Here is a 12,612-nt window from a genome sequence, read left to right as displayed (position 1 = left end):
CAGGATGGGTAGGTCGGTCGATGCCCCTGCCCCTCCCCGTTTCCTAACGTCGAGGCATGGACGCAACCCAGCACGCAGAGCTCGACGGTCGCCACCTGGAGACCCTGGTCATCGGGGCCGGTCAGGCTGGTCTCGCCACGGCATACCACCTGGGACGGCACGGCCGTGAGTGTCTGGTCGTGGACGCCGCGCGCCGGGTCGGCGACGGCTGGCGCCACCAGTGGGACTCGCTGCGCCTCTACACCCCGGCCTGGGCCGACGGCCTGCCCGGGCGCGACTTCCCGGGCCCGCGGTGGCACTTCCCGAGCAAGGACGAGTTCGCCGACTTCCTCGAGCAGTATGCCGACGCGCTGGCTCTCCCGGTCCGTCTCGGCACGCGGGTGCTCGGGTTGCGCCGGCCGGAGTCCGGCGCCGGGTTCGAGGTCAGCACCGACGCCGGGACAACGTCGGCGGACAACGTCGTGGTGGCGACCGGGACCTTCGGGCGCAGGCCGTCGGTGCCGCACTTCGCCGACCAGATCGACCCCTCGGTCGTGCAGCTGCACTCCAGCGAGTACCGCAACCCCGAGCAGCTGCCCGACGGGCCGGTCCTGGTGGTGGGCTCCTCGCACTCCGGCTGCGACGTCGCCTACGAGGTGGCGGCGACCCGCGCGACCATGATGGCCGGGCGGGACACCGGGCAGATCCCGGTGCCGTTCACCTCCCCGCTCGCCAAGGTCGTGATGCCGGTAATGCTCTTCGCGATGATGCACGTGATGACCCGGACCGGCCCTCCCGGGCGCAAGCAGGTCCAGCACGTCCGGCTGCACGGCGGCGGCCCCCGGCTGCGGGTGCAGACCGCCGACCTGGCCCGCCGCAACGTCGACTGGGTGAAGGACCACGTGACCGGTGTCGAGGGTGGCCTGCCGGTGGTCGGCGACCGCGGTCCGGTGCCGGTCGCCTCGGTGATCTGGTGCACCGGGTTCCGGCAGGACTTCGGCTGGATCGAACTCGACGTCTTCGACGAGCACGGCTGGCCACGGGAGTTCCGGGGCACGGTCGAGGAGGAGCCCGGGCTGTTCTTCACCGGACTGGCCTTCCAGAGCGCGGCCGGCTCGATGTTGGTCCACGGTGCGGGGCGCGATGCCGCCCGGGTGGTTCGGCAGATCGTCAGGCGACCTGTGGCTGGCGCACCAGTCCGAGCCTGAGGGCGAGACTCGCCGCCAGGCTCGTTGGTGTCGGCTGTGCGCGCACCGCGACCCGCTCCGCCACGGTGGGGACCTCCGTGCCGGTGACCGGCGGGGGCGCGAATCCTGCTCAGTCGCGGCGGCGGAGCTCCCCGACGACGCGGTCATAACCGTCCTCCTCGGTCTCGACTGCCTGGCTCTGCTCCCAGACGTCGGCCTCGTCGGCCTCCAGCGTCGACCTCTCCGAGCGCTCGTCCTGGTCCGCGGCGTCGGTGTCGTCGTCGGTGGGCGTGACGGGCGCGTGCTGATCGGCGGCATCAGCCTCGGGGACCTCGTGGAGAGGGTCGGTGGAGGCGGCAGACTCCGTTTGGTCATGCTCCTCGTCCTTCCTCTGCTGTCGTGCTCTGTTCTTCGGTCGTGCCTTGTCCTGCAGTCGTGCTCTGCGGTTGGGTCAACTCTGCGGTCGTGGCCTGTTGCTCGGTCAGCTCATGACGGAGGTCGTGAACCTCATCCTGGAGATCCATCACCATGGCGATGCCGGCGAGGTTGAGCCCTGAGTCGAGCAGCTGGTCGATGCGTCGCAACCGGGTCAGGTCGTTCTCGCTGTAGCGGCGCGTCCCACCACTCGTGCGCTCCGGTGCCAGGAGCCCCTGAGCCTCGTACCACCGCAGCTGCTGCATGCCCATGCCCACCAGATCCGCCGCCACCGAGATGGCGTAGACCCCCTTCGACGGATCCGGTGCTGTCACTGGTGCCTCCAGGCTCGGTGCTCGGATCGTGCCGCGAACCGCCGCTTGAACGATGCGTGGACGTGTGCTATATAAAACCTATCACAACCACCATAGATTTGAGGTGGTTCCAGTCGCAAGAGAGGAGTGATGAGCCATGGCACAGATGTTGATGCGCACTGACCCGTTCCGCGAGCTGGACAGGGTCACGCAGCAGTTGTTCCGTGGTGACGGCACCTGGGCGCCGACCGCGATGCCCATGGACGCCTGGCGTGACGGTGACACCTTCGTCGTCGAGTTCGACCTGCCCGGACTGCAGGCCGACGACATCGACCTTGACGTGGAGCGCAACGTCGTCACGGTGAGGGCCGACCGACCGATGCGCGCGAACGCCGAGGAGATGATCGCGGCGGAGCGACGACGGGGCACCTTCAGCCGGCAGCTGGTGCTGGGCGACAACCTGGACACGGGGCACATTGACGCGGCCTACGACGCCGGCGTGCTGACCCTGCGGATCCCTGTCTCGGAGCAGGCCAAGCCCCGCAAGATCCAGATCTCCAGCGACGGCACGAGACAGGGCCAGGCGGCGCTGGCGACCTGACCGGGGTGAGGACGATGCGTTCCGATCCGACAGGTCGCTGCGGCCTCACCGAGTCCGAGTCGCGGTCCACCGACGATCGGTTCCTCGAGCTGATGCTCGGCGAGGACTGGCTGCTGCAGCAGGAGTTCGAGGCGATCATCGCCGCGAACTGGCCACCCCTTCCGGTCGTGCGCAGGCACCACGGGCCAGCGCCGCGAGAGCGCGCCAGAGCCTGGTCCCGCCAGGTGCACCGGCGACCGATCGCCACCGCGCTGCGACGCAGATGGTGGGCGCGGCAGCGTGCGCCGCCCCCGGCGTCCGGACGCCGCTCCGTCTCAGGAGTAGTCTCCTGAGACGGAGGCGCCCATGAGTCACGACGAGCTCGCCGCGGGCCGGGCGGCACACGCCGCCGGGGACTGGGCCGCTGCCCACCGGCACCTACGCGACGCGGACCGGACCACCCTCGGACCGGAGGACCTGCGCCTGCTCAGCACCGCGGCATACCTCGTGGGTGATCGCGACACCGCCATCGACGCGCGCCAGGCGGCCCACACGACGAGCCTGGCCGACGGCGACCGGCGGGCGGCGGCCCGCGACGCCCAGGAGCTGGCGATGTTCTTCGCCGAGCGCGGCGAGCCGGCCGTGGGCGCCGGCTGGGTGGCCCGGGCCTCCCGACTGCTGGAGGGCGAGCCGGAGGACCTGCCCGAGCGGGGGCACCTGCTCGTGCCGGAGGTCTTCGGCGCGCTGATGGGCGGCGACCCCGTGGCGGCGCTGGACCTGGCCGAGCGCATCGGGCAGATCGGTCGCACAGTCGGCGACGCCGACCTCGTCGGCTTCTCACTCACCGCCTCGGGGCGGGCCATGATCTATCAGGGTCGGGTGCCCGATGGCCTGGCGCGCCTCGACGAGGCAATGGTGGCGCTGACCACCGGCGAGGTCAGCCCGATCATGGCCGGTCACCTGTACTGCGCCATGGTCGAGGGGTGTCAGGAGGTCGGGGACGTCGGCCGGATGGCGACCTGGACACAGACGCTGGAGCGGTGGTGCGCCGGCCAGCCCGGGCTCGTGCCGTTCACCGGCCAGTGCGCCGTGCACCGCGCGCAGATCCACCGGGTGCACGGTTCCTTCCCCGAGGCACTCGAGGAGCTGGGCCGTGCGGTGACACGCTATGCCGCCAACGGGATGGAGCCGGCCGTGGCGCTGGCCCTCTACGAGCGGGGCGAGGTGCTGCGCCTCACCGGCGACCTGGACGGGGCCGACACCGCGTTCGAGGAGGCCGCCGCGCAGGGGCACGACCCGCAGCCCGGGCGTGCGCTGCTCTGGCTGGCCCAGGGCCGGACCGCCGCCGCCGAGGGCTGCGTGCGGCGCCTGCTCGACGAGGCGGGTGGGCCGGTGGCCAGGGCGCGGGTGCTCGGTCCGGCGGTGGAGGTGCTGCTCGCGGCCGACGACCTGGACACCGCAGGGTCAGCCTCGATCGAGCTCACCGGCCTCGCGGAGTCCTTCGGGTGCGACGTGCTCACCGCGCAGGCGGAGTATGCCGCCGGCCAGGTCGCCCTGGCCACCGGCGACTCGTCCGGTGCCCTGACCCGCCTGCGGCGCGCCTGGCGGTGCTGGATCGGGATCGGCGGGCGGTATGACGCGGCCCGCGCCCGCCTCCTCCTCGCCGAGGCGCTGCGAGCCCTGGGCGACGAGGTGTCGGCCGAGTCGGAGCTGTCCGTCGCGGCGCGGACCTTCGCCGAGCTGGGGGCCGAGCCCGCGCGTCGTGAGGCGGAGCGGCTGCTGGGCGGTGGCCTGCCCGACGGCCTGACCGCGCGCGAGGCCGAGGTGCTGCGCCTGGTCGCCGCCGGCCGCACCAACCCCCAGATCGCGCAGGAGCTGGTGCTCAGCGAGAAGACCGTCGCCCGCCACCTGTCCAACATCTTCGGCAAGATCGGCGTGGCGTCCCGCACGGAGGCCGCGGCCTACGCCTTCGCCCACCGCCTGACCTAAGCCCTCGACCGAGCGCACGGTGTTGCGAGATCCCGGGGCACCGGGCGCTTCGCGTGGCGTGCCACGCTGTCCCCGTGGCCACCCGCACCACCGTCCCGACCGAGCACGTCGCCGCCCCCAGCGGCTTCGGCCTGCTCGTGCTCGCCGGGCTGCTCTGGGGCACGGGCGGCGTCTCGGGAGCGGCGCTCGCCGAGAGCTCCGGCCTGAGCGCACCGGCGGTCGCGACCTACCGCCTCGCACTCGGCGGCGGTCTGCTGGTGCTCGTGCTCCTGGCCCAGCGCAGGTGGCTCCCTCGCGACCGCACCTCGCTCACCCGGATCGCGGTCACCGGTGTGCTCGTGGCGCTCTTCCAGGCGACCTACTTCGGGGGCGTGGCCCTGGCGTCGGTCAGCATCGCCACGCTGGTCACCATCGGGTCCGCACCCATGATCGTGGTGCTCGTGCAGTCGGTCCGTCGACGCCGGCTGCCGACCGCGGCGCAGCTGCGCCCCCTGGTCCTCGGCATCGTCGGGCTGGGTCTGCTCGTTGGCGGACCCACGGCTCCCGGGACGGACCCCGGGGAGGCGCTGCTCGGCATACTGCTGGCGCTGTGTGCCGGCGCGTCCTTCGCGCTGCTGTCGATGGTCGCGGCCCGTCCGCACCGGGGCACGGACGCACCGATGGTGACCGGCTACGGCTTCCTGTTCGGCGGGTTGCTGCTGGCGGTGTGCACGCTGCCGTTCGCGCCGCTGACCTTCGAGCCGACCGCGCGCAACCTCGGCCTGGTCGTGTTCTTCGCGGTGTTCCCGACGGCGCTGGCGTGGACGCTGTACTTCGCCGGTCTCGCCCACGCCGGCCCCGCCGTCGCCACCATCGTGGCGCTGCTCGAGCCGCTGACGGCGACCGTCCTGGCGGTCCTGCTGCTGGGTGAGCACGTCACGCCGACGCTGGTGATCGGCGGGGCCCTGCTGCTGCTCTCCGTCGTGGACGCCCGGCCGCGGCCGGTCCGCCCGAACCCGACGCCCTGATCCCCGGGGACGTGACACTGGTTCACCTCATGCACCAGCGTCACGTCCCCCAGCGATGCCCGCCCTCGGAGCGGCAAAACCCGTGGATCCCGACTCACCTCGCGTGTGATGGTGCCCCCATGCAACTGACCCTCGTGAGACTCGCCGGGCCGAGTCCACAAGACAGCCCGGGCGTGCGTCCCATCGGTGAGTGCGACCTCGAGGGGGTGGGCCGCCTCTACGCCGCGGCCTTCCCCGGCGGTGAGGTCGGCGACGAGGCCACGGCCATCGCCGACGTGCGGGCGAGCTGGGACGGGGAGTATGGCGAGTGGTTGCCTTCCGCCTCCCTGCTCGCCGAGGTGGACGGCCGGGCGGCCGCAGCCATCCTGGTCGTCGACTCACCTCCGTGGGACGACGTCTCGGACCTGGTCTTCATCATCGACCTGTTCACCGACCCGGCGCACCGCGGACGCGGGCTCGGCGAGCTGCTGGTGCGGTCAGCGCTGGCCGCGGTGGAGCCCGGGCGGGTCGTAGGCCTGCGGGTCGAGGACGAGAACGAGGGTGCCGTGCGGTTGTATCGCCGGCTGGGGTTCCGAGAGCGCAGTTGACCCGCTGTCGGTGGCGGGGGCCGACCGGCGGGGACTGTCAGTGCTCGGTGCCAGACTTCCGCGATGGTGCAGGAGAGCGAGCTGAGTCCGGTCCCGAGCGTCTCCGAGGTGCGGCGGCGCCTCCTGGATCAGGGGCCCCGGATCGGCACCGGGTGGCCGGTGCTCGACGAGGTCACCGGCGGACTCCCACTCTCGAGATCGACGATCGTGCGCGGCCCGCAGGACGTGCGTCTTCAACTGCTGGCGCGGCTGGCGGCGTGGACCGCCGGAGAGGGACTGCCCACGCTCATCGCCTCGCGGTCGGTCACCGCGGAGGAGCTCTGGCTGGCGGTCGCGGGTGGTGGGCTCGGGCTGCCGCCCCGGGCGCTGCTGGAGACAACCACCCACGACGCCTGGCTCGACGCCCGGCTGCGGGTGCTTGACCTGCGCGTGATCGGTGGGGCGATGGCCCCGATGGAGACCCATCGCGCGGTGCACGAGAGGGTGCCACGGGTGCTGATCATCGACGACTACGTGCAGTCGGACGAGGAGTGGGACCAGGCTCTCTCGGAGCGGACGGGCGAGCGAGTCATCGATCTGCAGGTGGCACCCCGCACGCTGGGGTGCGCCCTGATCCTGGGCATGGGCTCGATGGACTACTTCAGCGACCTCATGGACCGGGCGGCACTCACCGTGCGCCTGGTGCCGGACGACGACTACTCCCGGATCAGGGTGAGTGCCTACGAGGGACTCTCCAAGGAGCACCGCAAGGTGCTGCTGCGCGACGGATTCCTCGAGGCGCCCCTGCCGGGTCGGGCACTGATCCGTCGGCCCGGTGTCACCAACATCTGGCTCGAGCGCACGGAAGAGGACATCGCAGCGTTCGCCGGCGCCCTCGGCGCCGAGGTCACCGAGATGGTGTGGGAGGAGGGCGATGGCGACGAGGCGACGTAGGGCGGCCCCGGGCGGCGTCCGCTCGGTCCAGTGATCCAACCCTGGATCGATGACCTCTTCAGCGGGGCCGCGCCCGAGAGGGTGCCTCTCGGCCAAGGGTGATCGGAGCACTCACGACAGTTCCGCCGCGAAGCCCTCCCGCCACGACGGGTAGCGCAGCTCCCAGCCGAGCTCGTGCTTCGCCTTGGCGTTGGAGAAGGCGCGGCCCTCGGTCATCATCGTCACCGCCCACTCCCCGGCGAGCAGCCGGGCCAGCCAGGCCGGGACCCGCATGGGCCGCCTCGCCCCGGCGGCCCGCGCCAGATAGGGCAACCACTCTCGGACTGCAGCCGGCTCGTCGTCGACGATGTTGAAGACCCCGCTGGTCCGCTGCTCGATCGCCAGGACGGTGGCGCTCGCGGCGTCGTCGAGGTGCACGAACGATGTGTGCCCGGCACCGCCGCCGACGAGCGGGAACTGCCCCTTGCGCAGCGGCTCGACGAGAGCCTCCATGGCGCCCGGCCCGTACAGCCAGCCATAGCGCAGGACCGCGCCATCGATCCGGCCGACCGACTCCTCGACGTGCCGGATCGCCTTGGCTCCCATGGGTGCGCTGGCCGGCCCAGGGTCCAGCGGGTCCTCCTCGGTCTTGACCCAACCGCCACTCCGGATGCCGTTCCAGCTCGCGTACGACTGGGCGACGACGTGCTCGACGCCAGCGTCCTGGGCCACCGCGAGCAGGTGGTCTGTTCCCTCAGTGCGCAATCGATTGGTCTGAGCGAACCACCGGTCGGGGTGCTTCATGTCGGGCTTGGGCGCGATGGCTGTCATCTGGTGGACCACGACATCGGGCCGGGCCGACGACACCGCCTGCTTGACCGACAACGCGTCCAGGCCGTCCATCACGACGGGGTCGGCACCGAGATCCTCCAGCAGACCTTCCTTTGCCGGGCCGGTCGTCGACGCGGTCACCTCGTGACCGCGGGCGACCAGCTGCGGCACCAGCCGCCGGCCCAGCACTCCGCTGCCCCCTGCCACGAATACACGCACGGCTCCATCACCTTCCTCGGTCGAGAACGTCTCCTGGACTTGAGACGAGTCAGCCGACCGATCTGTGACAGGACCCCGGGAGGTCATGGGGCGCCGGGCCGTCTCGTCGCAGGTCCTCGAGGACGTTCCCTCACTCCACGCTACGTCGACAGGAAGGAGCTGGCCATGCGCCAGGTCACCCCGCACCGCGCGCGAGGCGTTCGAGCGTCAGTGCTCGATGATCTCGAGCCAGGGGAAGCCCGTCACATCCTGGGCCTCGATGCGGCTCGGCCCCTCGACGTCGGTCACGAAGGTGACGCTGGTGCCGGTGCCTGCCGACGCCTCAATGGCCCGGAGCTCGTCGTCGGGGACGCCGAACCGATAGGTCTGTGACCATGAGCCGCCGGCCCGGTGGTTCTCGTGGACCAACTCGCGGCTCAGCGCCGCCACCGCCGACATCCCCCCACGTGGCAGACCGTCGGGCAGCACCGGCCGGTCCGCGGGGTCGGCGAACCGCACGTCGGCGGTCGCCATCACCGGCTTGCGGATGACCCTCCCCCGGCCGTCCCGCCGGGTGTCGGTGCCCCGCCCATCATCGGCGACCGTCACCGAGCCGTCAGGATGATAGGCCAGGGTCGCCCGACCAGTGCGCCCCTGGGCCTCGGCCTCCTCGTCGGCGTAGGCCAGCACCTCGAGGATGAGATGCCGACGACCACCGGCACGTCCTCCAAGGCTGAGCTCATCCCGGATGGCGGCGAGGTGGTCGTGGTCCACGGTGCTGCCCCAGTCGTGCGTCGTCACCTGCCACGACGATGGGTCGGTCATATGCGCTCCGTTCGTGGGATCGCTCGGCTCTGGCAGCACCAGTATGTCGACGACCTCAGGCCGCAGCCGGGTTCTTCCGGGGACGGCCTCGGCGACGCTTCTGGGGCAGGATCTTGCCGTTCTCGATCAGCTCCCCGCCCCACACGCCCCACGGCTCCCGGACCTCCAGCGCCGTCTGCAGGCACAGCGTCCGCAGCGGGCACCCCTCGCACAGCGCCTTGGCCCGCTCGATCTGCTCCGGCAGCTCCGCGAAGTAGAGCTCCGGCTCCAGCCGGCAGGGCAGGTTGGCCACCTCGCGGGCGGCATGGATGAGTTCGTTGGCTCCCTCGAGTCTGGTCCGCACGTGCGCTCCCTCCGTCACTGCCTCCAGACTCACCGTCTAAGGTAGTCCCGCACATCCGTCAAATGCCCTATCTAAGGCATGACACATGGCCTACAGTCGTCGCACGGGACCGCGCAGCGTGGCCTGGGTGCTGCTCGTCCTCGGGCTGGTGGTGGTGACTGTGGTGGGTCTCTTCTGGGCGTTCCAGCGCTCGTTGATCTACCACCCCGACCCGGCTGCTCCCGCCCCGGTCGAGGAGGTGCTCCCCGACGCTCGGGAGCTGGCCCTGCGCACCGACGACGGGCTGGACCTGACCGCCTGGTTCCTGCCCGCCGACCCGCGGACCGACCGGGAGCTGGCGGTGCTCTACGCACCGGGCAACGGCGGCAACCGCCAGGGCCGGGCGGGGATCGCCCGTGACCTCTCGGACCGGGGGTTCACGGTGCTGCTGATGGACTACCGGGGCTTTGGCGGCAACCCGGGCAGTCCGACCGAGGAGGGGCTCGCCACCGACGCGGAGGCGGCGCTGCGGGCGCTGGCCGACGAGGGCTTCCCGCTGGAGCGGACCATCTACCTGGGCGAGTCGCTGGGTGGTGGGGTGGTCGCACGGCTCCAGGCCGACCACCCACCGGCCGGGATGGTGCTGCGCTCGCCGTTCACCCAGCTCGCGGACGTCGCCTCACACCACTACCCGTTCCTGCCGGTCGGGCTGCTGCTGCGCGACAGGTTCCCGGTCACCGAGCACCTGGCCGCGAGCGCCGTGCCGGTCAGCGTGGTCCGCGGGACGGCCGACTCGGTCTTGCCGACCTCGCTGAGCGAGGAGGTGGCCCGGGTCGCCGACTCGCGGGGCAACCTGGTGGAGGAGGTCGTTCTGGAGGGCGTCGATCACAACGACGCGGAGATGTTCGGACCGCCGGTGGCCGACGCGGTCGTCCGCCTGGCCGAGTCGCTGGGCTGAGCCGCCCGCCGTGAGCGCCGGTCGCCTCAGACCTCCTGCGCCGGTGGCGTGGGAACCTGCCGCTCCGCCACGACCGCCAGACGCTCCAGCGTCGTCGCCATCCCCTGCCGCAGGGTCGCGGCACGGTCCGCGTCGCCGAACAGCCGCAGCAGGAGGTAGGCAGTCGACGTCAGCGGCTTTGTGACCGCGTAGGTCTCGATGACCCGCGTCCCATCACCCTCCGGCACGAACCGGTAGCGCCACTCGAGGGTGCCGAACAGCGGCTCGGTGCGACTGATGGTGAACTCGCGACCATGGTCGGCGACGAGCACCACGGGCCAGTTCGGCCAGGTGATCGGTCCGCCGAGTGTGTTGATCGCCCGGAAGCGGGCGCCCACCACGGGTCCGGTCGCCCCTCGGACCCAGCGGCAGCTGCGGATCTCGGGCGACAGCTCCGGCATGCGGGTGACGTCGGAGACGATGTCGTAGAGCGCCCCGGGCGAGGCGTTGATCACGCGCTCCACCGTGTCGGTGGTCAGGATCTGGCCCATCGTCAGGTCCTCTCTCGTTGAGGATCAGGGAGTATGCCGTGCGCCTCACGTCCCCGTGGGGGCGTAGTGGCGGGCGAACATCTCCAGCACCTCGTCGGTCAACGAGGTGAAGAGCCCGGTGTCGAAGTCGGCGCGGGGCTGGTTGGACGCCTGCTGGGAAAAGACGCCCGAGACGAGCACCGTGAGCAGCCGGGCCGCCTCGTCCGAGTCGGCGGCCGGTGCCAGCTCGCCGCGCTCGACGGCGACGGCGAGCTCCTCGCGCCCGCGCGTCAGGAGAACCCGGGCGGTGGCCATGCCCTCTGGACCCGGGACGAATCCGGGGACCGGGCGCCAGAACATCAGCGAGGCCAGCCCGACCTGCGTGGTCGCCCACCGCAGGAAGGCCCGATGACCGGCCAGCAGACTGTCCAGGCCCGGCTCACGGTCGCGGACGGCATACTCGATCGCCTCGACGAGGAGCACCTGACCGCGGGTGAAGAGCGCGTCGTGGATGGCGTGGAGGGACGCGAAGTACTTGTAGACCGACGGTGGCCGCATCCCGGCGCGACGGGCGACCTCGGACACGGTGACGGCCCCGGCGCCCTCCTCGTCAAGGATCGCCTGCGCGTGGTCGAGGAGCTCCTCGATGGTCGCCTGCCGTCGTTGCGCCGTGCGAGTGTGGCTAAAGGTCGTAGCCATGGCTACATGGTGTAGCCGAAGGTGGCTACCTGTCAAGACTCCTATGAGTCAGACGTGGGCTAGCGCCCGTGGGACGTTCCGGGACTCGGTTCAGCGAGGTGCGTCGCGGTATGGGACCGTCATGCCGACGTTGGGAGCGGCGAGGGAGGTCGCGAGGTGGTGCGCGAAGGTGCGGCGTCCGGACCGCGTGGGGTCCGCAGCGCGCTGGGCGCGCTTGGTCTGCAGGGTCCGGACGAGTCCGTCGGTCCGGTGCTTTGATGCTGTCTTCATGCCTCTAGTCTCTCGCGACCTGCGTCTATACGTCCAATGAGTGGCACGTCATGAATCCATGCGTCATAGTCATGTGATGGACACGCGAGACCTGAGGTGGTTCCAGCAGGTGGCCGACGGCATCACCGTGACGGAGCTGAGCGAGGTGGAGGGGACCACGCAGCCCGGTGTGTCCCGCGCTCTGGCCAGGCTGGACCGTGAGATCGGCACTCCCCTGCTGCACCGGGTTGGCCGGACGCTGCGTATGACGCATGCCGGCGCCGCCTTCAAGCGGCACGTCGACGCGCTCCTGCACGAGCTCGACGACGGGCTCGCGGCCGTGGAGCAGCTGGTCGACCCAGAGGCCGGCACGGTCACCCTGGCCTTCCATGCGTCGCTGGGCAGCTGGCTGGTGCCCGACCTGCTGAGCAGCTTCGGCCGGGAGCACCCGGGCGTGCGGTTCTCCCTGCACGCCCAGCCCGGCCTCGTGGCGACTGCGGCCGGGCCCAGCACCGGTGTCGACATGGAGCTGACGACGTCGCGACCGCACGGCCCGGCGGTCCGGTGGGCGCACCTGGTCGAGCAGCCGCTGTGCCTGGCAGTGCCGGCCGACCACCGCCTGGCGTCGGGTCGCGTCGCCGACCGTGCTGTGACCGGTGGCGGGGCGGCGGTCGACCTCACCGACGTCAGTGGGGAGCCGATGGTGCTGCTCCGACCGGGCTGGGCCCTGCGCGAGACCACGGAGGAGCTGGCGGACCGTGCGGGCTTCACGCCCAACGTCGCGTTCGAGTGCGAGGACCTCGCGACAGCCCGGGCCTTCGTCGCCTCGGGACTTGGCGTCTCCGTCCTGCCGGCTCCGAGTCCGGGCGAGCAGTCCTCCGCCCAGGTGCGCTACCTGCCGCTCCGGGACCGGCGCGCGGTCCGCGAGATCGGCCTCGCGTGGTCGGCGGAGCACCGGATGCTGCCCTCCGCCGCCCTGTTCCGCGAGCACGTGGTCGAGGCCGCCGGTCGGCTGCAGAGCCTGGGCACGCAGGTGGACTACGTTCTCTAGT

The 12,612-nt window shown here is 71.6% G+C and carries 16 protein-coding genes; 9 read left to right on the top strand and 7 right to left on the bottom strand.

Annotated elements, in window-relative coordinates; genetic code table 11:
• Positions 1-56 precede the first annotated feature (56 nt).
• Positions 57-1,187: an FAD-dependent oxidoreductase gene (locus MWU75_RS10245; RefSeq protein WP_247090234.1), complete on the top strand. Its 1,131-nt coding sequence runs from the start codon at positions 57-59 to the stop codon at positions 1,185-1,187.
• Between the two features lie 350 nt (positions 1,188-1,537).
• Here MWU75_RS10245 and MWU75_RS10240 read toward each other — a convergent pair whose 3' ends face one another.
• On the bottom strand, positions 1,538-1,915 hold the full coding sequence (locus MWU75_RS10240; RefSeq protein WP_247090232.1) for a MerR family transcriptional regulator: 378 nt from the start codon (positions 1,913-1,915) through the stop codon (positions 1,538-1,540).
• A 145-nt stretch (positions 1,916-2,060) separates the two neighbouring features.
• On the opposite strand from MWU75_RS10240, the gene MWU75_RS10235 reads away from it, so the two are divergent.
• The 6 genes from MWU75_RS10235 to MWU75_RS10210 all read left to right on the top strand — a co-directional run bounded on the left by MWU75_RS10235 (position 2,061) and on the right by MWU75_RS10210 (position 6,990).
• The gene (locus MWU75_RS10235; RefSeq protein WP_247090573.1) at positions 2,061-2,495 is read left to right on the top strand and encodes an HSP20 family small heat-shock protein; all 435 of its coding nucleotides are present in this window, start codon (positions 2,061-2,063) and stop codon (positions 2,493-2,495) included.
• Between the two features lie 14 nt (positions 2,496-2,509).
• Positions 2,510-2,827 (top strand): hypothetical protein, encoded by a 318-nt coding sequence (locus MWU75_RS10230; RefSeq protein ID WP_247090230.1) that lies wholly within the window; start codon positions 2,510-2,512, stop codon positions 2,825-2,827.
• Between the two features lie 13 nt (positions 2,828-2,840).
• Complete coding sequence (locus MWU75_RS10225) at positions 2,841-4,463, top strand: LuxR family transcriptional regulator (protein ID WP_247090228.1); 1,623 nt, start codon at positions 2,841-2,843, stop codon at positions 4,461-4,463.
• A 74-nt stretch (positions 4,464-4,537) separates the two neighbouring features.
• Complete coding sequence (locus MWU75_RS10220; RefSeq protein WP_247090217.1) at positions 4,538-5,470, top strand: DMT family transporter; 933 nt, start codon at positions 4,538-4,540, stop codon at positions 5,468-5,470.
• A 173-nt stretch (positions 5,471-5,643) separates the two neighbouring features.
• Positions 5,644-6,057 (top strand): GNAT family N-acetyltransferase, encoded by a 414-nt coding sequence (locus tag MWU75_RS10215; RefSeq protein ID WP_247090215.1) that lies wholly within the window; start codon positions 5,644-5,646, stop codon positions 6,055-6,057.
• Positions 6,058-6,120: 63 nt separating this feature from the next.
• Complete coding sequence (locus tag MWU75_RS10210; RefSeq protein ID WP_247090213.1) at positions 6,121-6,990, top strand: hypothetical protein; 870 nt, start codon at positions 6,121-6,123, stop codon at positions 6,988-6,990.
• A gap of 111 nt (positions 6,991-7,101) precedes the next feature.
• Here the strand turns inward: MWU75_RS10210 and MWU75_RS10205 are convergent, their stop codons facing one another.
• The 3 genes from MWU75_RS10205 to MWU75_RS10195 all read right to left on the bottom strand — a co-directional run bounded on the left by MWU75_RS10205 (position 7,102) and on the right by MWU75_RS10195 (position 9,166).
• Positions 7,102-8,019 carry an NAD(P)-dependent oxidoreductase gene (locus tag MWU75_RS10205; RefSeq protein ID WP_247090211.1) on the bottom strand — a complete coding sequence of 306 codons (918 nt, stop codon included), beginning with the start codon at positions 8,017-8,019 and terminating at the stop codon, positions 7,102-7,104.
• A gap of 207 nt (positions 8,020-8,226) precedes the next feature.
• Positions 8,227-8,823 carry an ATP-binding protein gene (locus MWU75_RS10200; RefSeq protein WP_247090209.1) on the bottom strand — a complete coding sequence of 199 codons (597 nt, stop codon included), beginning with the start codon at positions 8,821-8,823 and terminating at the stop codon, positions 8,227-8,229.
• Between the two features lie 55 nt (positions 8,824-8,878).
• A complete protein-coding gene (locus MWU75_RS10195; protein WP_348647756.1) occupies positions 8,879-9,166 on the bottom strand; it encodes a WhiB family transcriptional regulator in 288 nt (95 codons plus the stop codon).
• Positions 9,167-9,251: 85 nt separating this feature from the next.
• Here MWU75_RS10195 and MWU75_RS10190 point away from each other — a divergent pair, with 85 nt between their 5' ends.
• Positions 9,252-10,103 carry an alpha/beta hydrolase gene (locus MWU75_RS10190; RefSeq protein WP_247090207.1) on the top strand — a complete coding sequence of 284 codons (852 nt, stop codon included), beginning with the start codon at positions 9,252-9,254 and terminating at the stop codon, positions 10,101-10,103.
• 26 nt (positions 10,104-10,129) lie between these two features.
• On the opposite strand, the gene MWU75_RS10185 is transcribed toward MWU75_RS10190, so the two are convergent.
• The 3 genes from MWU75_RS10185 to MWU75_RS10175 form a co-directional block, all read right to left on the bottom strand.
• Positions 10,130-10,633: an SRPBCC family protein gene (locus MWU75_RS10185; RefSeq protein WP_247090205.1), complete on the bottom strand. Its 504-nt coding sequence runs from the start codon at positions 10,631-10,633 to the stop codon at positions 10,130-10,132.
• A 45-nt stretch (positions 10,634-10,678) separates the two neighbouring features.
• Positions 10,679-11,311 (bottom strand): TetR/AcrR family transcriptional regulator, encoded by a 633-nt coding sequence (locus MWU75_RS10180; RefSeq protein WP_247090203.1) that lies wholly within the window; start codon positions 11,309-11,311, stop codon positions 10,679-10,681.
• 90 nt (positions 11,312-11,401) lie between these two features.
• The gene (locus MWU75_RS10175) at positions 11,402-11,581 is read right to left on the bottom strand and encodes a hypothetical protein (RefSeq protein ID WP_247090201.1); all 180 of its coding nucleotides are present in this window, start codon (positions 11,579-11,581) and stop codon (positions 11,402-11,404) included.
• Between the two features lie 76 nt (positions 11,582-11,657).
• On the opposite strand from MWU75_RS10175, the gene MWU75_RS10170 reads away from it, so the two are divergent.
• Complete coding sequence (locus MWU75_RS10170) at positions 11,658-12,611, top strand: LysR substrate-binding domain-containing protein (protein WP_247090199.1); 954 nt, start codon at positions 11,658-11,660, stop codon at positions 12,609-12,611.
• Position 12,612 lies beyond the last annotated feature (1 nt).

Source organism: Ornithinimicrobium sp. F0845 (assembly GCF_023015765.1).
Taxonomy (GTDB): domain Bacteria; phylum Actinomycetota; class Actinomycetes; order Actinomycetales; family Dermatophilaceae; genus Ornithinicoccus.
This window is presented reverse-complemented; position numbering and strand designations above follow the sequence as displayed.

What these genes read in the sequence shown, in the direction of transcription:
- MWU75_RS10235 (WP_247090573.1), top strand. Translation starts at nt 2,061, where the DNA reads ATGTTGATGCGCACTGACCCGTTCCGCGAGCTGGACAGGGTCACGCAG.
- MWU75_RS10200 (WP_247090209.1), bottom strand. Translation starts at nt 8,823, where the DNA reads ATGACCGACCCATCGTCGTGGCAGGTGACGACGCACGACTGGGGCAGC.
- MWU75_RS10230 (WP_247090230.1), top strand. Translation starts at nt 2,510, where the DNA reads ATGCGTTCCGATCCGACAGGTCGCTGCGGCCTCACCGAGTCCGAGTCG.
- MWU75_RS10190 (WP_247090207.1), top strand. Translation starts at nt 9,252, where the DNA reads ATGGCCTACAGTCGTCGCACGGGACCGCGCAGCGTGGCCTGGGTGCTG.
- MWU75_RS10210 (WP_247090213.1), top strand. Translation starts at nt 6,121, where the DNA reads ATGGTGCAGGAGAGCGAGCTGAGTCCGGTCCCGAGCGTCTCCGAGGTG.
- MWU75_RS10175 (WP_247090201.1), bottom strand. Translation starts at nt 11,581, where the DNA reads ATGAAGACAGCATCAAAGCACCGGACCGACGGACTCGTCCGGACCCTG.
- MWU75_RS10225 (WP_247090228.1), top strand. Translation starts at nt 2,841, where the DNA reads ATGAGTCACGACGAGCTCGCCGCGGGCCGGGCGGCACACGCCGCCGGG.
- MWU75_RS10180 (WP_247090203.1), bottom strand. Translation starts at nt 11,311, where the DNA reads ATGGCTACGACCTTTAGCCACACTCGCACGGCGCAACGACGGCAGGCG.
- MWU75_RS10170 (WP_247090199.1), top strand. Translation starts at nt 11,658, where the DNA reads ATGGACACGCGAGACCTGAGGTGGTTCCAGCAGGTGGCCGACGGCATC.
- MWU75_RS10185 (WP_247090205.1), bottom strand. Translation starts at nt 10,633, where the DNA reads ATGGGCCAGATCCTGACCACCGACACGGTGGAGCGCGTGATCAACGCC.
- MWU75_RS10245 (WP_247090234.1), top strand. Translation starts at nt 57, where the DNA reads ATGGACGCAACCCAGCACGCAGAGCTCGACGGTCGCCACCTGGAGACC.